We start from the raw sequence: 18,881 nt of genomic DNA, 5'->3' as shown, positions 1-18,881 counted from the left end.
CGTACGAGGGGACTCTCTCCTCAGAGACCCACCACTCCCGGTGGGCCTCTACGCAAGGCGCTCCACGACGCGATCCGGTGATTCCCGCTCGGATCTCCTCAGTCAGCCTTGGTTCTGCGGGCCGAGCCGTTCGCAACCGAGGTCAGGAGCCGCGCGGGCGACTCGAACGGAACCCGCGGGCCGTCCCGACCTCGGTTGCAGACAGCACGACGGCTCGGACCGGAGGAGCAGACGCGACGGCGGTCCCCTTGCTGGTCGAGCAGCCCCGCAGAGACGCATCGAGCGGCGGCGCTCGCACCGTACGGGATCGTGCCGACGCCGATCGCGTGGAGCAGAGCGGGGAGGATCTGTCGCGCCTCCTGCTGGTCGGATAGCCGCGGGGCGGCGTATCGAGACCTTTCTCCGCCTGCAACACCGGGGGATGCGGATGCGACCCGTTGAGGGTCGCCGTCACGGATCGCGGTCTTCCGCGGCGGGGCGGTCCACTGGACCGCCCGGCTGCCGCCTGGGAGGAGCTGGTGAGGGTGTCCGACAGTTAGCTGTCGAACACCCTCACCAGCTCCTCGATGAAGGCGCCGAAGTCGGTGGAGCGGCGGATCAGCCGCTGCACCTCCGCGCGCTCCGAGAAGACCTCCACGAACTGGTCGAAGACCGACTGGAAGGTGCTGCGGCCCGCCGACGCGAACGCGATCATCGCGATGACGTTCACCCGCTGCTCGCCCCACTCCATCGGCACGTCGTTCACGACGATCGCGATCGAGGTGCGCCGCGCGCTCATCGCCATGGCGTGCGGCACGGCGAGATTGTCGGTGAAGGCCGTGGAGCTCATCCGCTCGCGTTCGATCGCGCCGGCGACGTAATCGTCGTCGATGATGCCCTGCGCGATCATCCGCTCGCCCAGGAGGCGGATCATGGCGGACTCGTCGCGCGCGTGGAGGTTGCGGAAGAAGAGCGACTCGTCGAAGAACTGCAGCAGCTCGTCCTTGATCTGCGCGCGGCGCCGGTGCCGGCGGACCCGGGCGATCGCTCGACGGACGGAGTCGACGTCGTGATCGGTGAGGAACGGCTGCGCGACTTGACCACGTCGTCGGCGTACGGCCGCTCGTCGATCGTGGTGATCACCAGATCGGCGGTCAGGCGGTCCCAGTCGACGTCGCTCCGGGTGATCAGCGAGCGGACCTCGACCTCGGTGCCGAGTGAGCGCTCGACCCGGAGCCTGAGCATGTGCGCGAGGTCGTAGTAGTTGGGGCAGACGATGACGCAGGACAGCCGCTCCTCGCGGCGCGAGACACGCTCGAGGAACGAGCCCACGTGCAGGGCGATGTACGCGATCTCGTCCTCGTTCACGAGGATGCCGCGGCGGCGCTGGAGTCCCGAGGCGAGGAAGACCGCGATCTCGTACGTCATCGGGAAGCTGGTCTTGATGGAGCGGGTGAGCGGATTGCGGGAGTAGCCGCCCTCGGACGCCCGGGCGATGAGATTCCGGACGTGCAGGGCGAGGCGCACGATGAAGCCCTCGTCGTCGAGGTCCACCAGGTACTCGCGGTTCACCTCGGCGACCAGCTCCCGGACCACGCGAGGTCCTCGGGATCGACGTAGTTCTCGACGACGGCGGCGACCGGCTCGTTCTGCCCGGGAGTCGCGACGCGGGTGGTCATCAGGATCGCGAGCTGGGCCAGCTCGGCGTCCGTGAGCCGCGTCGCGTAGTGGCGCTCGACCAGCTCGGCGAGCAGTGCGGCGAGCTCGCCGTGCAGAGCGGGGAGGGGTGCCCCGCCGACGAGTCCCCGATGCCGCGCGAGACGCGGTCGACGGCGATGGCGATGTGCAGCAGGACGCTGTTCACGCCGTAGTCGTTGATGTAGTAGCCGCGCTCCTCGAGGGCGCCCAGCAGCTCGGTCTTGAACGCCCCGAGACCGGGGGAGGCGAACTCCCGCTGCACGTCGTCGAGGGTGAAGACGCCCTGGGCGCTCTCGTCCCGGAACATGCGCGAGATCAGGCGGCGTCTCGCCTCCTCGCTGCCCTCGAGCCGGACGGTCGCGCTGAGGCGGGCGAGGGAGAGACCCGCCTCGTCGGCGAGGACTTCACGCGCCTCAGGTCCGCCTCCACCGTCGACTCGCTCACCGCGAGGTCCTCGGCGAGGGCGACGACGTCGAGTCCGTCGTCGGAGTCGACCAGCCGCCGGACGAGTCCGTACAGACGATCGCGGGGGTGTCCGGTTCGACGTAGCGGCTGCGCTGGGCGTCGAGGAACGCGGCGTAGGCGTCGCGGGCCAGCCGGTAGCCGTTGGCGAGGACTCGACGGGCTCGAGCGGCGCGGCCTGCGTCTTGATCGCGGTGACGTAGCTGCGCACGCTCCGGGTGGTCACTCCGAGCCGATCGGCGAGCTCGTGCGCGGTCACCCACCCGTCCGCGCGGGAGAGGTACTCCAGCAGGCGTTCGCGGTTGTCAGGCATCCAGGGGCTCCAGGCGCGAAGGGGGATCCCGCGGAGAGCGTGCGCCCCGCCGCGGGCCGCTCGTCGCGAGGTCGGCGATCGTCGGTCCTCGCAGTCAACCATCTCCCAGTCGGGCCGGGAAATCCCCGCGCCGTCGGCGTGGAAGCGCTCTTCCGGCCCTGCGGAAGATTGCCTGCGGCAGCCCCGCCCGCGCGGGAGGGTGCTTCACTGAAGGACGACACGGGCGCGAGGAGGCGATCGTATGCGGAAGATCCTGATCGTCTGCGGTGCAGGGGCGTCGAGCACGTTCCTGGCGCACCGCCTGCGGGCGGGTGCGAAGGAGCGGGGCGTGGACGCCTCGTTCCGCTCCGAGACCCTCGCCGGTCTCGCGGACTCCCCGGAGGCCGACGTCCTCGGTCGGGCCGCATCTCGGGGTCGCAGTTCGACGGACTCCGCCACCAGGCGGAGGCGGTCGGAGTCGCGGCCGCCCTCCTCCCGCACGACGTCTTCGGAGTGCACGGTGCCGACACCGTGCTCGACACCCTGCCCGTCCTCTTCGCCGCTCGCGCGGTCGTCGCAGGAGCGGACGGGGATCCTCCGGACGACCAGCACCGGGCGCCGAGCCCGGAGCAGGCACCGCCGACGCAGCCCCGGCTGCAGATCCAGGAGAAACGTTCATGGTCGAGCGCACTGTTCAGGTCGCATCGTCGAAGGGCCTCCGCCCGCCCCGCCTCGCTCTTCAGCCAGGCCGCGGCGAGAAGTCGGGCCAGAAGGTCCTCGTCAAGAAGGGCGACGCCACCGCGGTCAACGCCGCGTCGATCCTCGGCATCATCTCGCTCGGCATCGAGCACGGAGACGACCTCACCCTCACCGTCGAGGGCGACAACGAGCAGGCCGTGCTCGACGAGCTGGCGGAGTTCCTGACCACCGACCACGACGCGGTGACGCTGCGCGTCACGCAGGGCGCGCCCCGGCGCGCACGGCGCCGGCAGCTGCGGAAGACGCTGAAGGCGACGGCGACCCTCAATGGGTCGCTTCTCACCCCTCCTGACTCGCTACCCCGACGCTCCTCCCCGCACCCCACTCGATCACCCCCGCTCTCTCACCGACGAGAGCACGACAGGAACCGAGCACTCATGACGCTGTCCACTCCTTCGACCGCCTACGCCTCTGCGAAGCTCCAGGGCACCGGAGTCGGCCGCGGGCTCGCCCTCGGGCCCGTCCTGCGCATGCCCGAGCCGCTCCCCGAGCCCGAGGACGTGGCGAGCACGCTGCACTCCCGTGCAGGAGGAGGAGCGCGCCGTGTCTGTCCCTGTCGGCGACGGCCGCGACGATCCGCCACCGCGGGGAGCGCGCCGGGCGGCTCCGCGAAGGACGTCCTCGACGCGCAGGCGCTGATGGCGGAGGATCCCGCCGCTCCTCCACGACGACGTCAAAGGCGCGCATCGCGAACGGCAAGACGGCCGAGCGGGCGGTGCGCGAGGCGTTCGCCGGGTTCCGCGACCTCCTCGTCGCGATGGGCGGGTACATGGCCGAGCGCGCGCGGACCGACCTCGACGCCGACGTCTCCGCCGCAGCGTCGTGCCAGCGCCTGCGCCGGCGTGGCCGCACCGGGCGTACCCGAGTCGGACGAGCCGTTCGTGCTGGTCGCCCGCGACCTACGCGCCGGCCGACACCGCGCTGCTGGACCTCGACAAGGTCCTCGGCCTCGTCACCAGCGACGGCGGTCTCGACCTCGCACACCGCGATCCTCGCCCGCGAGAAGTCGATCACCGCGATCGTCGGCACCACCGGTGCCCTCGACCTGCGCGACGGCCAGCTGCGCATTCCCCGACGCCACCACCGGCGTCGTGACCGTGAATCCGTCGGACGTCGAGATCATCGCAGGCGAAGGCTGCGATCACCGAGCGCGCCGAGCGCCTCGCCGCTTCCCCGTCGTCGCCGGGCGCCCTCGCCGACGGCCACGCCGTCCCGCTGCTCGCCGAACCTCGGCTCGGCCGACGGGCGCGCAGGGCGCGGCGATCGAGCTGGGAGGCGGGAGGGCGGTGGGCCTGTTCCGGACCGAGTTCTCTCTTCCTCGACGCGAGAAGACCGCGCCGACCGTCGCCGAGCAGGCGGAGCAGTGCTGCGCGCTCTGCTCGCCGCGTTCCCGGGGAAGAAGGTCGTCGACCGAGGCGCTCGACGCCGGTGCCGACAAGCCGCTGAGCTTCCTCAACGACGACCACGAGGAAGGCACCCCGCCCTGGGGCTGCGCGGACTCCGCGCTCTGCGCGCCAGCGAGCAGATCCTCCGCGACCAGCTCACCGCCCTCGCCCAGGCCGACGCCGCGACCGACGCCGACGCTCTGCGTCCGCGGCGCCGATGGTCGCGACCGTCGACGAGACCCGCTACTTCACGACGATGGCTCGCGAGCTCGGCATCCGCACCGCGGGCGTCATGGTCGAAGTGCCCTCCTCGGCCCTGCTCGCCGACCGGATCCTCGGAGTCGCGGACTTCGCCTCCATCGGCACCAACGACCTGACCCAGTACACGCTGGCGGCGGACCGGATGCTCGGCACCGTGTCCGCGTACCAGGACCCGTGGCACCCGGCCGTCCTCCGCCTCGTCGGCGCAGGTCGGCCGCGCGGAGCGCGGCGCTGGGCAAGCCCGTCGGCATCTGCGGCGAGGCCGCCGCCGACCCCCTGCTCGCCGTGGTCCTCGTGGGCCTCGGCGCGACGAGCCTCTCGATGCGTCGCCCTCGGCTCTCGCCGACGTGCGCGCCGAGCTGGCCGAGCACTCCCTCGAGGATGCGAAGCGATTCGCGGAGCTCGCGCTCGCGAGCGGACAGCGCCGCGCGCTCCGCCGTCACCGAGGCGATCGCTGCCCTCCTGGGCCCCTCGCGCCCTCCGGGCCGCCGTCACGCACCACCCCGTCAGACCCCCGTGCACCACCCCTCATCACGACCTCGCCCTACGCGGGATCCGTCCGCTCAGGAACAGTCGGATCCCGCACCGAGAATCGGAGAACACCACATGACAACGACGTCCAGCGACGTCGACGCGCGCGGTGGAGCGCGCGTCCACGTCTCAGCGTTTCGGCACCTTCCTCTCGGGGATGGTCATGCCGAACATCGCGGCCTTCATCGCCTGGGGCTTCATCCACCGCCCTCTTCATCGAGACCGGGTGGCTGCCGCTGCTCGGCGTCGACGCCACCTGGGTCCAGCAGTTCGGCGGCTGGAGCAGCGACCCCGACCTCGTGAACACCGGCCTCGTCGGCCCGATGATCCACCTACCTCCTCCCGCTGCTCATCGCGAACACCGTGGTGGCCGCACTGGTCTACGGCGCCCGAGGCGGCGTCGTCGGCACCATCGCGACCATGGGCGCTCATCGTCGGCGCCGGCATCCCGATGTTCATCGGCGCGATGATCATGGGCCCGCTCTCGGCGTGGCTCATGAAGAAGGTCGACGCGATCTGGGACGGCAAGATCAAGCCCGGCTTCGAGATGCTCGTCAACAACTTCTCGGCCGGCATCCTCGGCCTCCTGCTGGCGCTCGTCGCGTTCGCCGGCGTCGCCCCGCTCGTCGTGGGCCTCTCGGCCGTCTCCGGGCGCCGGAGTCGAGTGGCTGGTCGGCGCGGGCCTGCTCCCGCTGACGAGCCCTCTTCATCGAGCCCGCCAAGATCCTGTTCCTCAACAACGCGATCAACCACGGCGTGCTCACCCCGCTCGGCGTGCAGCAGGCGGAGGAGACCGGCAAGTCGCTGCTCCGCTTCCTCCTCGAGGCGAACCCCGGCCCCGGCCTGGGCGTGCTCCTCGCTTTCGCGATCTTCGGAGTCGGCGCCGCCCGCGCCTCCGCTCCCGGTGCCGCGGTCATTGTCCACTTCATCGGCGGCATCCACGAGATCTACTTCCCCTACGTGCTGATGAAGCCGGCCCTCCTCGCCGCCGTCATCCCCTTCGGTGGCGCGACCGGTGTCGCCACGAACGTCGCCTTCAACTCGGGCCTGCGCGCCCCGGCCTCGCCCGGCTCGATCATCGCGGTGCTCCTGCAGACCGCGAACGACAGCTTCATCGGAGTCATCCTGTCGGTCGTCCGCCTCGCCGCCGCCGTCTCGTTCGCCTGCGGCCGCCTGGTGATCATCCGCGCCGGCCGCAAGAGCGACCTCGCCGCAGCGCAGGAGGGCGACGACAAGCTCGCCGCCGCCGTCGCCGCGAACCAGGCCAACAAGGGCAGCGGCGACAGCGCCGTCGGCTCGCTCATCAACGCCGGCGGAGCCAACACCCCGCAGGACTCCAGCGGCGCCTCCGTCGCCGGTGCCGCCGCGACCGCGACCCGGTGTCCGGAACATCGTGTTCGCTCTGCGACGCCGGGATGGGATCGTCCGCCATGGGCGCCTCCGTCCTGCGCAACAAGATGAAGAAGGCGGGCTTCGAGGACGTCACGGTCACCAACAAGGCGATCGCGGCCCTCGAAGACGACGTCGACCTGGTCATCACCCAGGCCGAGCTCACCGAGCGCGCTCGCCAGCGCACGCCCGGCGCGATCCACGTCTCCGTCGACAACTTCGCATGAACGGCCCGAAGTACGACGAGGTCCGTCTCGCTCGTCCGCGAACAGCACGGCCAGTAGCCCGCGACCATCCAGTAAGCACGACGAGGGAGCCCGTAGGGTGCGACGAGGCAGGACACGCTCCGCTCGCCCCTGCGGGCTCCCTCGCCTGTTCCCACCATCGGAAGGACTGGAAGCCATGAGCGAAGTGCTCACCATCGGACAGATCAACGCCTCCGGCACCGCCACCACGAAGGAGGCGGCCATCAAGGAGGCCGCCGACATGCTCGTGGGAGTCGGCGCGGTGACCCCGCCTACCACGAGGCGATGCTCGCCCGCGAGGCGACCGTCTCCACCTACATGGGCAGCCTGCTCGCGATCCCGCACGGCACCAACGACGCGAAGGACGAGATCCGCTCCTCCGCGCTGTCGTTCGTCCTGCTACGCGCAGCCGATCGACTGGGACGGCAACGAGGTGCGCTTCGTCGCCGGCATCGCCGGCGTGAACAACGAGCACCTCGGAGATCCTCTCGAAGATCGCCATCATCTTCTCGGAGGAGGACGAGGTGCAGAAGCTCCTCGACGCCCCCGACGCGCAGGCGCTCTACGGGCTCCTCGGGGAGGTCAACTCTCCTGATGCCCAAGGCCGTCCGCTTCGGCGCCGGCAACATCGGCCGCGGCTTCGTCGGGCTGATCCTGCACGGAGCCGGCTACGAGATCGTCTTCGCCGACGGCATCAACGCCGCGCTGATCGACCGGCTGGCCGCCGCCGACAGCTACGAGGTGCACGAGGTGGGGGAGGAGTCGGTCACGCACGTGGTCGACCGCTTCCGCGCCTGGCGAACTCGGCCGCCGACGCGAGGAGGCCACATGATCCGCGAGATCGCGACGGCCGACATCGTCACGACTGGCGGTTTCCGGCCCCAACATCCTCCGCTTCGTCGCTCCCGTGATCGCGAAGGGCCTTCGCGGCCCAGGACGAGTCCGCGGCCCGGTCACCAGCGTGATGGCCTGCGAGAACGCGATCAACGCGACCCGTCTGCTGCAGACCGAGGTCGCCGCGAACCTCGGCGCGGACGAGCGGGAGACGCTGCGCTCCCGTGCGGTCTTCGCCGACACCGCGGTGGACCGCATCGTGCCGAACCAGGAGCCGGGGGCAGGGTCTGGACGTCACCGTCGAGAGCTTCTTCGAGTGGGTCATCCAGCCGCACCTCCTTCGAGGGCGGCGAGCCGGAGCTGCCGGGCGCGACCTACGTCGACGACCTGGAGCCCTTCATCGAGCGCAAGCTCTTCACGGTGAACACCGGCCACGCGACGGCGGCCTACGTCGGCTTCGCGGCCGGCGCGCACAAGCTCGGACGCTCTGGCGATCCCGAGGCACGACGCGGTGGCGGCGCCCGAGGACACCAAGGCGCTCATCGTGGCGAAGCACGGCTTCAGCGACGAGGAGCAGCAGGCCTACTCGGTGAAGACCCCGAAGCGCTTCGGCAACCCGTACCTGACCGACACGGTCGACCGGGTCGGCCGTCAGCCCTCGGCAGTTGTCGCGCCACGAGCGCTTCATCGGCCCCGCGGAAAGCTCGCCGAGCGGGGTCGCACCCCGTCGGGACTCCTGGCCGCCGTCGGCGCCGCGCTGGACGTGCCGGAGGACCTGCAGAGCGTCGAGCTGCGCGAGAAGCTCGCCGCGCTCTCGCCGGAGGAGTCGGCCCGGACGTGACCGGGCTCGCTCCCGAGCACCCGCTGTTCCCGCAGCTCGTCGAGGTCGCGCTCAGCGGCAGGCAGCATCGCCTTCACTGACGGACGGGACCCGAACGGTCCCTGTCCGCTATGCTTCCCCGGCGAGGTCAGAACAGCCTCCAGCGGGTCAGCGGCCAGGCGACGGCGAAGACTCGGCCCACCACGCGCTCGACGGGCACCGTCTTGACGCAGGCGTCGGCCTGGTCCGACCGCGCCGCGGCAGAGCCTGAGCGAGTCGTTCGAGTTCGAGCGGTGGTCGCCGAGGACGAAGAGCGTGCCCTCCCGCACCGTGTACTCCTGGAAGCACCGGGTCGAGGCGGGCGTCGTCGAGCAGTCGAGCGACCCGGCGTCGAACGGGAAGTCCTCGAAGACGTAGTCCTCGTCGAGCGGCTGCCCGTCGACGAGCACCCGCCCCTCGGCGTCGCAGCACGAGACCGTCTGACCGGCCGACGCGATGACGCGCTTCACGAGGAACTCCTCGTGGCTGGGGCCGATGCTGGTCACGTCGCCGAAGTACTTCACGGCCTCCGAGAGCGGGTTCCCGACCGTGTCGGTGGCCCCCACGCCTCGTCGCGCGAGAAGACGATGCGCCCCGTCCCCGGCTCGCCCTGCAGTGCCGCGGTGCGGTCGACAGTGATCCGGTCGCCGAAGAAGCCGCCGCCCTGCAGGGTGCTCTCCATCGACCCGGTAGGCACGGTGTACACCTTCACGAAGAAGGTCTGCATCGAGGCGATGACGACGATCGCGACCAGCACCGTGACGAGCGGATGCGAGTACCAGCGCCGCCCGTCGCGGTCCAGCCTTCGTGCGCGCCATCGGCACTCCTCCGTCGGCCCGACTCCGGGCCTGGGAGCCAGCCTAGGCGGCGGCGAGGGGCCGATCGGCGGAGGCGCGTCCTGTCCGGCCGCTCGTGCGACACGCCCGAGGTGGCGGAGCGGGCCGAACGCAGCATCGACCCTTGCGTTTTGCGCGTGCTCCGGTACGCCCGCATCGCATCCCGGGTACTCGGCTCGGGGGAGGATCGCGGAAACATTCGCACGACCAGTACACACACTACTCAACGACAGTGAGGCTATGGCCAAAAAAGACGGTGTCATCGAAATCGAAGGTGCGGTTGTCGAGGCGCTCCCCAACGCGATGTTCCGCGTGGAGCTGACCAACGGACACAAAGTTTTCGCCCACATCTCGGGCAAGATGCGTCAGCACTACATCCGCATCCTCCCCGAGGACCGCGTGATCGAGCTGAGCCCTTACGACCTGACCCGCGGCCGGATCGTCTACCGCTACAAGTAGGCGTTCGCCCCGCTCCGTTCGCGACGTGCGTGTCCTGTGGGTGGAACGGTCGGGCATCCGCCGGGAGCACGACGCCAGCGAAATCAAGGAACAGAACCATGAAGGTCAACCCAGCGTCAAGCGCATTCGCGACCACTGCAAGATCATCCGCCGCCACGGCAACGTGATGGTCATCTGCAGCAGCAACCCCCGCCACAAGCAGCGCCAGGGCTAGTCCCGACCGCTGCTCCCGGCAGGGGAGCGCCGGGGCGGTCCGCCGCCCCACAACAGAACACAGAACCGCAACGTCACCACTCGCGCATCCCCGCCCCGGCGGGGACGAATCAAGGAGCCCCCGGTGGAGGCCGGGGCACCGGCGTTGCATCACACCTCCACTCACTCAACAGGAGAAGCCAATGGCACGTCTGGCAGGAGCGACATCCCGCGCGAGAAGCGCGTGGAGGTCGCACTGACCTACATCTACGGTGTCGGCCGCGCCAGCGCTCGCGACCTCAGCGACACCGGGATCGACGGCAACATCCGAGTCAAGGACCTCAGCGACGACCAGCCTGTCGCGCTCCGCGACTACATCGAGGGCAACTACAAGGTGGAGCAGACCCTCTGCCGCGAGGTCGCCGCCGACATCCGCCGCAAGGTCGAGATCGGCTCCTACGAGGGCTTCGTCACCAAGCCGCGGCCTCCTGGTCCGTGGACAGCGCACCAAGACGAACGCGCGCACCCGCAAGGACTCCAAGGGCACCGTCGCCGGCAAGAAGAAGGCCGGCCGCAAGTAACGCGGGCGACACGGACCTAGAGGAGATGGGCTACATTGGCTACCCCCAAGTCGGCCGCTCGTAAGCCGCGCCGCAAGGAGAAGAAGAACATCGCAGTGGGCCAGCCCACATCAAGTCGACGTTCAACAACACCATCGTTGATCACCGGCCCTCCGGGGCCGTCATCAGCTGGGCCTCGTCCGGTGGAGTCGGCTTCAAGGGCTCGCGCAAGTCGACGCCGTTCGCTGCCCAGCTCGCCGCCGAGTCGGCCGCGCGCCAGGCTCAGGAGCACGGCATGAAGAAGGTCGACGTCTTCAGGTAGAAGGCCCGCTCGGGTCGCGAGACGGCGATCCGCTCCTCCAGGCCGCAGGCCTCGAGGTCGGCTCGATCAACGACGTCACCTCGCAGGCGCACAACGGGTGCCGCTCACAAGCGCCGCCGCGTCTAGCACCAGCACTCGCAGCCGTCATCGGCCGCGTGCCCCGCCCTCCTCCGCGGCGGGCGCCGGCCGACCGGCGGATCGCGCATTTCTTTCATAAATTTCATACCTCGCAAACGCACGTGTCATATAGCGGACACGTGATCGAAAGGAATCAACAGTGCTTATCGCACAGCGTCCGACGCTCACCGAGGAGAACATCTCGGAGTTCCGTTCCCGGCTTCGTCATCGAGCCCCCGAGCCCGGCTTCGGCTACACGCTCGGCAACTCGCTGCGTCGCACCCTGCTGTCCTCCATCCCGGGCGCCGCTGTCACCAGCATCCGGATCGACGGAGTCCTGCACGAGTTCACGACGGTCCCGGCGTCCGCGAGGACGTCACCGAGATCATCCTGAACATCAAGGGCCTGGTCGTCTCCTCGGAGCACGACGAGCTGATCACCGCCTACCTGGGCAAGCAGGGCGCCGGTCAGGTCACCGCCGCCGACATCTCGGCTCCGGCCGGTGCCGAGATCCACAACCCGGAGCTCGTCATCGCCACGCTGAACGACAAGGGCGAAGTTCGAGCTGGAGTCACCATCGAGCGCGGCCGCGGCTACGTGTCGGCGACCCAGAACCGCAGCGAGCCTGGAGGCCGCCAGATCCCGGTCGACTCGATCTACTCGCCCGTGCTGAAGGTCACCTACCGCGTCGAGGCCACCCGTGCCGGCGAGCGCACCGACTTCGACCGCCTGGTCGTCGACGAGATCGAAGGCCGCGATCACGCCGCGCGACGCCATCGCCTCCGCCGGTCGCACGCTGACCGAGCTGTTCGACCTCGCCCGCGAGCTGAACAACGCGGCAGAGGCATCGAGACGTCTCGCGCCGGTCGACGTCCTCTCGACCGAGCTGTCGATGCCCATCGAGGACCTCGACCTCGGTGCGCAGCTACAACTGCCCAAGCGCGAGGGCATCAACAACGTCAACGAGCTCGTCGCCCTCTCGGAGACGCAGCTCATGAACATCCGCAACTTCGGTCAGAAGTCGGTGGATGAGGTCAAGGAGAAGCTGACGGAGCTCGGCCTGTCGCTCAAGGACTCGGTCCCCGGGTTCGACGGCGCCCACTTCTACAGCTACGACGACGAGCATCTAGGTCTCCGCTCCGAGCCTGGCGCTCTTCATGACCGACCCTGCCGGGACACCCCCTTAGTACTGGAGTAAACCCATGCCCAAGCCCACCAAGGGCTCCCGCCTCGGAGGCGGTCCCACACGAGCGTCTGATGCTGGCGAACCTGGCCGCGGCCCTGTTCACGCACAAGAGCATCAAGACGACCGGGTCCTCAAGGCCAGCCTGCGTCCGCTCGCCGAGCGCCTCGTCAATGCCCGCCAAGCGCCTGCACGCCCGTCGTCGTCCTCGCGACCATCGGCGACAAGTCCGTCGTGCAGCCTTCACCGAGATCGCTCCGCTCGTCGCCGAGCGCGAGGGCGGCTACACCCGCATCACCAAGATCGGTCCCCGCAAGGGCGCGACAACGCCCCCATGGCGGTCGTCGAGCTCGTCCTCGAGCCCGTGACCCCGAAGGCGAGAGAAGTCCTGCGCCGCGGCGGCGCCGGCGTCGGCTCCACGTCGCGGACGCCCCCGTCGAGGAGACCGACGCAACCAGGACGCGCCGTCCGAGGACGCCGCCGTCCAGGGACGCTCCCGTCGAGGACGCCCCGGTCGAGGAGACCAGCGAGACCAGGCGGTCCCGCGCGACCGTCGAGAGCCCTCCGTCCTCCGGGACGGGGGGCTCTCGTCGTTCCGGGAGGGCGGTCGGCGACACTCCGGTGGCGCGTAACGTCGCCTACGATGGCGTCATCGCGCTGCATCGCGCGACCGCGCCGCCCGGTGCCGGCCGGGGCCGCCGCCCCGGTGAGCCTGCGGAAGGGGAGTCGTGCGTCTGCGCTCCCGACGACCGGCCGTCCTGGTCCTCTCCCTCGTCGTCGTCCTCGCGGGCTGCTCGTCCGTGCCGGTGGTCGAGATCCCGGAGCAGTCCGGAGCGACCGCGGTGATCACGCCGACGCCGGTGCCCGCCGAGCCGACCGCCGCCGCGCAGCCGGTCCTGGACTGCGCGACCGTCCTGCCCGCCTCGCGGATCGAGGAGAGCACGGGGCTGCCGAGCGGATCGGTCGCGCTGGTCGGCGACGGCCGACGCTGCACCTACCTGGTCGCGGGCAACCTCCGCGCTCGAGGTGACCCTCGCGCCGGCGCGCCTGCTCGAGACCTTCGTCGGTGCGGGGGAGGCCGTCGGTGCGACGCCGGTGCCCCTGGGCGACGCCGGCTACCGCGTCGACCGCGACGCCGGGGCGTCGCAGCCCGGCGAGCTGGCGATCCAGGCCGGCGGCTACGAAGTGCGCATCGTCTCGCACCTCCGGGACTCCGCCACAGCGCTCGACTGGGCGGAGACCGTCCTCGCCGCTGCCGGCGTGCGCCTCTAGGCCGGATCCGATCGGCCGGAGAGGCCCGGTGCGTCGATCTAGACTCGACGGGTGCTTCACCGCGTCCGCCTCGACCTGGCCCACGACGGCTCCCACTTCCGGGCTGGGCTCTCCAGCCCGGACTCCGCACGGTGCGGGGGTGCTCGAGGACGCGCTGTCGAAGGTGCTGCGCACGCCCGAGCGCACGACGGTCACGGTGGCGGGCCGCACGGACGTCGGCGTGCACGCCAGCGCGCAGGTCGCGCACGCCGACCTCAGCGAGGAGCAGTGGATCCGGCTCAGCGGTGGTCGCCGAGCGGGCGAGGGGACGCTGCCGCAGGAGGCGGTGCTGGAGCGGCGGCTGCGCGGGATCCTCGGGCAGTACTCGGACCTCAGCGTGCACCGCGTCTCGCGAGCGCCCGAAGGGTTCGACGCCCGCTTCTCCGCCCGGTGGCGACGCCATGAGTACCGGCCTGGCGGACGCCTCGTCGCTGCGCCACCCGCTCGAGAGGGCGTACACGACGTGGATCACGGAGTCGGTCGACGAGGAGGCGATGAACCGGGCGGCGCAGTCGCTGCTGGGCCTGCACGACTACGCGTCCTTCTGCCGGGCGAGGGTGGGCGCGACCACGATCCGGACGCTGCTCGACTTCGACTGGGAGCGCGACTCCGACGGCGTCCTGCACGCGCACCTCGGGCCGACGCCTTCTGCCACAGCATGGTGCGCGCGCTCGTGGGGGCCTGCGTCGCAGTGGGGCACGGGCGGCTCGCCGCGGAGGACGTCGAGGGCTCCGCGACGACGCGGCCAGAACCAACGCGTTCGCGGTGATGCCGGCCCGCGGGCTCATCCTGCGCGAGGTCGACTATCCCGAGGACTCCTCGCTCGCCGAGCGCGCCACCCAGACGCGCGTGCGCCGCACCTGCCGGTCGCCGAGCCCCTCGCGGAGACCCGTCATGATCCGCTCCACGCCCGCCTCCCTCGTCGGCGCTGCCGTGCTCGCGCTCGCACTCGCCGGCTGCTCGGGCACGACGGTCGACATCCCGGAGCAGGCGCAGCCCGCCATCGCGACGCAGACCCCGCCGCCGGCACGACGCCCGCGACGACCGACCCGGCCGCCCCCGCGGCACCGACGCTCACCGCCGAGACGCTGGACTGCGCGCAGGTGCTGCCGGTCGAGACGATCGAGTCGATCCTGGATCTCCCGGAGGAGTTCGCGACGCCCTCCGAGCAGCTCGGGCCTGCGCGTGGTCGATGGCCGGCAATCCCACTGCGCTGCTGCTCCAGTCCGCCACGGGAGCGACCCTCGCGGACGCGACCGCGCGGCAGGCGTCGGCCGTCGGCGCCGTGGGCAGCGACCTGGGCGAGGCGGCCTTCTTCCAGCCCGGCGACCCGGCGCTGGACCCGGCGTCCACGTTCACGGTGCTCGCGGGGGACCGGCTCGTGTCCTCCGGTCATCGGTGGGCGCGCAGGACGCGGCCGAGACGCTCGCCGAGGACGTGCTCGCCGCACTCGGCGGGACGGAGTGAGCGGCTGTTCCCGTCCCGCGAGGGCCGCCGACCGGCGTCGTCGCCATCGCTGACGGTGTCGTCGCTATCGCCGACGGCATCTTTGCTGTAATGTCGACCCTTGGTGCTCGGCCGTGCGCCGAGCGCCCGAAGTTGAGCCCTCCACCGGATCGGTTCGGCCCCTCGCGGGTCGAACGGCCACGAGCGGGATTCACGAACACCTCACCCGACCAGAAGCAGCACTCACGTGACTCGCACTTTTTCTCCGAAGCCGGCTGAGCGTCCAGCACGACTGGATCGTCATCGACGCGTCCGACGTCGTGCTCGGCCGCCTCGCCACCCACGCCGCGGCGCTCCTGCGCGGCAAGCACAAGGCCACCTTCGCGCCGCACATGGACATGGGCGACTTCGTCATCATCGTCAACGCGGAGAAGGTCGCCCTGACCGGCCAGAAGCTCCTCCAGAAGAAGGCCTACCGCCACCCGGCTACCCGGGAGGCCTTCGGCCACCACGTACGCCGAGCCCCTCGGAGAAGAACCCGGTCCGCGCCGTCGAGAAGGCCATCCGCGGAATGCTCCCCAAGAACTCCCTCGGCCGTGCGCAGCTGCGCAAGCTGAAGGTCTACACGGGCACCGAGCACCCTCACGCGGCGCAGCAGCCCAAGGCGTACGCCTTCACCCAGGTCGCCCAGTAGGCTCCGGCCCTCCCCGACACCCCCAGACTTCGAAGACAAAGGATCACCTACACCGTGGCGAAGATCGCAGACCAGATCGACGTGGCTCCCGAGAGCTACTCCACCGAAAGCCCGGCCACCGAGGCGTCCTCGACGCCCCGCGCCGTCCTCAACGTCTCCGGCGCAGCCGTGGGCCGTCGCAAGCAGGCCATCGCCCGCGTGCGCCTGGTCCCGGGCTCCGGCAGCCTGACCGTCAACGCCCGCGAGTTCGCGGAGTACTTCCCCAACAAGCTGCACCAGCAGCTGATCACCGACCCGTTCAAGGTGCTCGACCTCGTCGGCTCCTACGACGTCGTCGCGAAGATCACCGGCGGCGGCCCTCCGGCCAGGCCGGCGCGCTGCGCCTCGCCATCGCCCGTGCGCTCAACGAGATCGACCGCGAGAACAACCGCGCCATCCTCAAGAAGGCCGGCTTCCTCACGCGCGACGCCCGCGTCATCGAGCGCAAGAAGGCCGGTCTCAAGAAGGCCCGCAAGGCGTCGCAGTTCTCGGGCGCTAGTCGGTGCGGCCCTCGGGCCGCGCGACCAGTAGCTGGAGAAGTGGACTGCGCACTATGACGCGCCTGTTCGGAACCGACGGCGTCCGTGGCCTCGCGAATCGCGAGGTCACGGCCGACCTGGCTCGGCCTCGCCGCAGGCGGCCGCCCGTGTACTCGGTGCGGCCGCCCGGGCGGAGGGTCGACGCCCCCTCGCGGTGCTCGCCCGCGACCCCAGAATCTCCGGCCAGTTCATCGGCGCCGCTGTCGCCGCCGGACTCGCCAGCGCCGGAGTCGACGTCCTCGACGCCGGCGTCATCCCCACGCCCGCGACCGCGTACCTGATCGCCGACGAGCAGGCCGACTTCGGCGTGATGATCTCGGCGTCGCACAACCCGGCCGCCGACAACGGCATCAAGTTCTTCGCCGCGGGCGGGCGCAAGCTGCCCGACGAGCTCGAGAACCGCATCGAAGCGGCTCTCGGCGTCCCCGCGCTCACGCCCACCGCCCCGACGTCGGCCGGATCCGCCGTTTCTCCGACGCGGAGGACCGCTACGTGGTCCACCTGCTCGGGTCGCTCGGCAGCACCCGGCTCGACGGCCTGCACGTCGTCATCGACTGCGCGCACGGCGCGGCGGCCGGCATCTCGCCCGAGGTCTTCACCGACGCGGGCGCCACCGTCACCGTGATCGGCAACGATCCCGACGGCCTGAACATCAACGACGGCGTCGGCTCGACGCACCTCGACCACGTCGCCGAGGCGGTCCTCGCGGCCGGAGCGGACCTGGGCATCGCGCACGACGGCGACGCCGACCGCTGCCTGGCCGTGGACGCCACCGGGCGCGTCATCGACGGCGACCAGATCATGGCGATCCTCGCGACGTCGATGGCCTGCGCGGCGTGCTCCGGGACAACGTCCTGGTCGCCACCGTCATGAGCAACCTGGGCCTCAAGATCGCGATGGCCGACGCCGGCATCCGCGTCATCGAGACCGGAGTGGGCGACCGCTACGTGCTCGAGGCGATGAACGACGGAGGCTACTCCCTCGGCGGCGAGCAGTCGGGCCACGTCATCATGAGCCGCTTCGCGACGACCGGCGACGGTGTCCTCACCGGCCTGCAGCTCGCGGCCGAGATGGCGCGCTCTGGAAGGCATCGCCGAGCTGGCCTCGGTGATGAAGGTGTTCCCGCAGACCCTCGTGAACGTCCGCGGCGTCGACCGCGAGGGCGTGCACGACGACGAGGTCATCGCGGCCGCGGTCGCGGACGCGTCCGCCGAGCTCGGCACGGGCGGTCGCGTCCTGCTCCGCCCCTCCGGGACCGAGCCGATGGTGCGCGTCATGGTCGAGGCGACGACGCAGGAGACGGCCGACCGCCTCGCGCAGTCGCTCGCCGATGTGGTGCTGGAGCGGCTGCGCTCCTAGGGAGCGCGCGTCCGGGGGATCTCGAGACGCGGGCTGCTCGATCAGCGAGGGAGGGGCGGCGTCCCTCCTGCGAGCGGAGTCCCGCCTGCTCGAGACAAGTCGACGCCGCGCGGTTCCCCGACGCTCAGATCTTGCGGAGGAGCACCGACGACACCGCGTGGTCCGACTGCTTGCGCAGGACCAGGCCGTGCGCGGCTGCGCGTGGGGCGCACGTTCTGCACGAGGTTCGGCTCGTTGATCGCGTCCCAGATGCTGCGGGCGCGCTCGCGGGCCTCGTCCGGCGTGAGGGTCGAGTAGCGGTGGAAGTAGGAGTTCGGATTGGCGAACGCTCCCTGCTGCAGCGCGAGGAAGCGCTCCTCGTACCAGCGGGCGATGTCGCCCGTGCGCGCATCGACGTACACGGTGAAGTCGAAGAGGTCGCTGACGGCGAGGCCGTGCCCGGGAACGGGCGGCTGCAGCACGTTCAGCCCCTCGACGATGAGCACGTCGGGCCGGCGCACCACGATCTCCGCGTCCGGGACGATGTCGTACGAGGATGCGAGTAGAAGGGTGCGCGCACTTCGGCGGCTCCGCCCTTCACCTCCGACACGAAGCGGAGCAGAGCGCGGCGGTCGTAGGACTCGGGGAAGCCCTTGCGGCTCATCAGCCCGCGCCGCTCGAGCTCGGCGTTGGGCAGCAGGAAGCCGTCGGTGGTGACCAGCTCGACGCGGGGAGTGTCCGCCCAGCGGGCGAGCAGCTCGCGCAGGAGCCGCGCGATCGTGGACTTGCCCACCGCCACCGAGCCGGCGACTCCGATCACGAAGGGTGGGGCTGCGCCCGCTCGCCGAGGAACGTGCTCGTCGCCGGTGCAGATGACGGGAGCCGGCGGCGTACAGCGCGAGCAGACGGGAGAGCGGCAGGTCACCTCCACCTCGGTGAGGCTCAGCCGATCGCCCAGCCCGCGCAGCTGCACGACCTCGGTCTCGGTCAGCGGGAGCTCCGTGGACCGGGCCAGCTCGGCCCCAGTCGGAGCGGACGATCTCGACGAACGGGGAGGGCTGCGCCTCGCGGCCGGGTTCGCGAGCTGACGACGGCATAGGCACCGATCCTAGCGGCCGACGGCGCAGCGGCCCCGTCGCGGCGATCGGGAC

The 18,881-nt window shown here is 70.8% G+C and carries 13 protein-coding genes and 14 pseudogenes; 21 read left to right on the top strand and 6 right to left on the bottom strand.

Features of this window, described 5'->3' with window-relative positions; translation table 11 throughout:
- Positions 1-535: 535 nt before the first annotated feature.
- From AC0CII_RS09115 to AC0CII_RS09105, 3 genes are all read right to left on the bottom strand, one after another.
- Complete coding sequence (locus AC0CII_RS09115) at positions 536-913, bottom strand: PTS sugar transporter subunit IIA (RefSeq protein WP_465229212.1); 378 nt, start codon at positions 911-913, stop codon at positions 536-538.
- Positions 910-1,575, bottom strand: a complete 666-nt coding sequence (locus tag AC0CII_RS09110) for a BglG family transcription antiterminator (protein ID WP_465229211.1) — start codon at positions 1,573-1,575, stop codon at positions 910-912. The genes AC0CII_RS09115 and AC0CII_RS09110 overlap by 4 nt, the downstream gene beginning before the upstream one ends.
- 82 nt (positions 1,576-1,657) lie before the next feature.
- On the bottom strand, positions 1,658-2,452 hold the full coding sequence (locus AC0CII_RS09105; protein ID WP_465229210.1) for an HTH domain-containing protein: 795 nt from the start codon (positions 2,450-2,452) through the stop codon (positions 1,658-1,660).
- A gap of 241 nt (positions 2,453-2,693) precedes the next feature.
- On the opposite strand from AC0CII_RS09105, the pseudogene AC0CII_RS09100 reads away from it, so the two are divergent.
- The 7 genes and pseudogenes from AC0CII_RS09100 to AC0CII_RS09070 form a co-directional block, all read left to right on the top strand.
- Positions 2,694-2,831, top strand: a pseudogene (locus AC0CII_RS09100) (PTS sugar transporter subunit IIB); the annotation flags it as partial.
- Between the two features lie 277 nt (positions 2,832-3,108).
- A pseudogene (locus AC0CII_RS09095) lies at positions 3,109-3,345 on the top strand (HPr family phosphocarrier protein); the annotation flags it as partial.
- Between the two features lie 602 nt (positions 3,346-3,947).
- Positions 3,948-4,952: a PEP-utilizing enzyme gene (locus tag AC0CII_RS09090; protein WP_465229289.1), complete on the top strand. Its 1,005-nt coding sequence runs from the start codon at positions 3,948-3,950 to the stop codon at positions 4,950-4,952.
- Complete coding sequence (locus tag AC0CII_RS09085; protein WP_465229288.1) at positions 4,868-5,446, top strand: putative PEP-binding protein; 579 nt, start codon at positions 4,868-4,870, stop codon at positions 5,444-5,446. The genes AC0CII_RS09090 and AC0CII_RS09085 overlap by 85 nt, the downstream gene beginning before the upstream one ends.
- Positions 5,443-7,040, top strand: a pseudogene (locus tag AC0CII_RS09080) (PTS mannitol transporter subunit IICB). Before AC0CII_RS09085 ends, AC0CII_RS09080 begins: the two are co-directional and overlap by 4 nt.
- Before the next feature lie 118 nt (positions 7,041-7,158).
- A pseudogene (locus tag AC0CII_RS09075) lies at positions 7,159-7,588 on the top strand (PTS sugar transporter subunit IIA); the annotation flags it as partial.
- Between the two features lie 7 nt (positions 7,589-7,595).
- Positions 7,596-8,756, top strand: a pseudogene (locus AC0CII_RS09070) (mannitol-1-phosphate 5-dehydrogenase).
- 231 nt (positions 8,757-8,987) lie between these two features.
- Here the strand turns inward: AC0CII_RS09070 and AC0CII_RS09065 are convergent.
- Together AC0CII_RS09065 and AC0CII_RS09060 are read right to left on the bottom strand one after the other, a co-directional pair.
- Positions 8,988-9,164, bottom strand: a pseudogene (locus AC0CII_RS09065) (signal peptidase I); the annotation flags it as partial.
- 50 nt (positions 9,165-9,214) lie between these two features.
- Positions 9,215-9,451 carry a S26 family signal peptidase gene (locus AC0CII_RS09060; RefSeq protein ID WP_465229209.1) on the bottom strand — a complete coding sequence of 79 codons (237 nt, stop codon included), beginning with the start codon at positions 9,449-9,451 and terminating at the stop codon, positions 9,215-9,217.
- 319 nt (positions 9,452-9,770) lie between these two features.
- On the opposite strand from AC0CII_RS09060, the gene infA reads away from it, so the two are divergent.
- The 14 genes and pseudogenes from infA (at position 9,771) to glmM (ending at position 17,751) form a co-directional block, all read left to right on the top strand.
- Positions 9,771-9,989, top strand: coding sequence for a translation initiation factor IF-1 (gene infA / locus AC0CII_RS09055; RefSeq protein WP_465229208.1), 219 nt, complete (start codon positions 9,771-9,773; stop codon positions 9,987-9,989).
- Between the two features lie 82 nt (positions 9,990-10,071).
- Positions 10,072-10,203 carry a 50S ribosomal protein L36 gene (rpmJ, locus tag AC0CII_RS09050; RefSeq protein WP_465229287.1) on the top strand — a complete coding sequence of 44 codons (132 nt, stop codon included), beginning with the start codon at positions 10,072-10,074 and terminating at the stop codon, positions 10,201-10,203.
- A gap of 181 nt (positions 10,204-10,384) precedes the next feature.
- A pseudogene (gene rpsM / locus AC0CII_RS09045) lies at positions 10,385-10,762 on the top strand (30S ribosomal protein S13).
- Between the two features lie 35 nt (positions 10,763-10,797).
- A pseudogene (rpsK, locus tag AC0CII_RS09040) lies at positions 10,798-11,189 on the top strand (30S ribosomal protein S11).
- A 151-nt stretch (positions 11,190-11,340) separates the two neighbouring features.
- Positions 11,341-11,574 (top strand): hypothetical protein, encoded by a 234-nt coding sequence (locus tag AC0CII_RS09035; protein WP_465229207.1) that lies wholly within the window; start codon positions 11,341-11,343, stop codon positions 11,572-11,574.
- Positions 11,565-11,783 (top strand): annotated as a pseudogene (locus tag AC0CII_RS09030) (DNA-directed RNA polymerase subunit alpha); the annotation flags it as partial. The gene AC0CII_RS09035 and the pseudogene AC0CII_RS09030, both read left to right, overlap by 10 nt.
- A 97-nt stretch (positions 11,784-11,880) precedes the next feature.
- On the top strand, positions 11,881-12,378 hold the full coding sequence (locus tag AC0CII_RS09025) for a DNA-directed RNA polymerase subunit alpha C-terminal domain-containing protein (protein WP_465229206.1): 498 nt from the start codon (positions 11,881-11,883) through the stop codon (positions 12,376-12,378).
- 59 nt (positions 12,379-12,437) lie between these two features.
- Entirely contained in the window at positions 12,438-12,731 is a 294-nt protein-coding gene (locus AC0CII_RS09020; RefSeq protein ID WP_465229205.1) for a L17 family ribosomal protein, read from the top strand.
- Between the two features lie 338 nt (positions 12,732-13,069).
- Entirely contained in the window at positions 13,070-13,393 is a 324-nt protein-coding gene (locus AC0CII_RS09015; protein ID WP_465229204.1) for a hypothetical protein, read from the top strand.
- On the top strand, positions 13,390-13,635 hold the full coding sequence (locus AC0CII_RS09010) for a hypothetical protein (RefSeq protein ID WP_465229203.1): 246 nt from the start codon (positions 13,390-13,392) through the stop codon (positions 13,633-13,635). The genes AC0CII_RS09015 and AC0CII_RS09010 overlap by 4 nt, the downstream gene beginning before the upstream one ends.
- A 51-nt stretch (positions 13,636-13,686) precedes the next feature.
- A pseudogene (locus AC0CII_RS09005) lies at positions 13,687-14,535 on the top strand (tRNA pseudouridine synthase A); the annotation flags it as partial.
- Positions 14,536-15,367: 832 nt separating this feature from the next.
- Positions 15,368-15,814 (top strand): annotated as a pseudogene (gene rplM, locus AC0CII_RS09000) (50S ribosomal protein L13).
- 54 nt (positions 15,815-15,868) lie between these two features.
- Positions 15,869-16,344 (top strand): annotated as a pseudogene (gene rpsI, locus AC0CII_RS08995) (30S ribosomal protein S9); the annotation flags it as partial.
- Between the two features lie 62 nt (positions 16,345-16,406).
- Positions 16,407-17,751 (top strand): annotated as a pseudogene (glmM, locus tag AC0CII_RS08990) (phosphoglucosamine mutase).
- 124 nt (positions 17,752-17,875) lie between these two features.
- On the opposite strand, the pseudogene coaA reads toward glmM, so the two are convergent.
- Positions 17,876-18,827: pseudogene (gene coaA / locus AC0CII_RS08985) on the bottom strand (type I pantothenate kinase).
- Positions 18,828-18,881 lie beyond the last annotated feature (54 nt).

The organism is Rathayibacter sp. AC182 (assembly GCF_979253875.1).
Note: the sequence above shows the minus strand (reverse complement) of the source record. Positions and strands in the feature narration are given on the sequence as shown.

Excerpts from the sequence above, each read along its gene's own strand:
- AC0CII_RS09115 (WP_465229212.1), bottom strand. The coding sequence starts at position 913 with ATGATCCGCCTCCTGGGCGAGCGGATGATCGCGCAGGGCATCATCGAC.
- AC0CII_RS09105 (WP_465229210.1), bottom strand. The coding sequence starts at position 2,452 with ATGCCTGACAACCGCGAACGCCTGCTGGAGTACCTCTCCCGCGCGGAC.
- AC0CII_RS09020 (WP_465229205.1), top strand. The coding sequence starts at position 12,438 with ATGCTGGCGAACCTGGCCGCGGCCCTGTTCACGCACAAGAGCATCAAG.
- AC0CII_RS09090 (WP_465229289.1), top strand. The coding sequence starts at position 3,948 with ATGGGCGGGTACATGGCCGAGCGCGCGCGGACCGACCTCGACGCCGAC.
- infA (WP_465229208.1), top strand. The coding sequence starts at position 9,771 with ATGGCCAAAAAAGACGGTGTCATCGAAATCGAAGGTGCGGTTGTCGAG.
- AC0CII_RS09085 (WP_465229288.1), top strand. The coding sequence starts at position 4,868 with ATGGTCGAAGTGCCCTCCTCGGCCCTGCTCGCCGACCGGATCCTCGGA.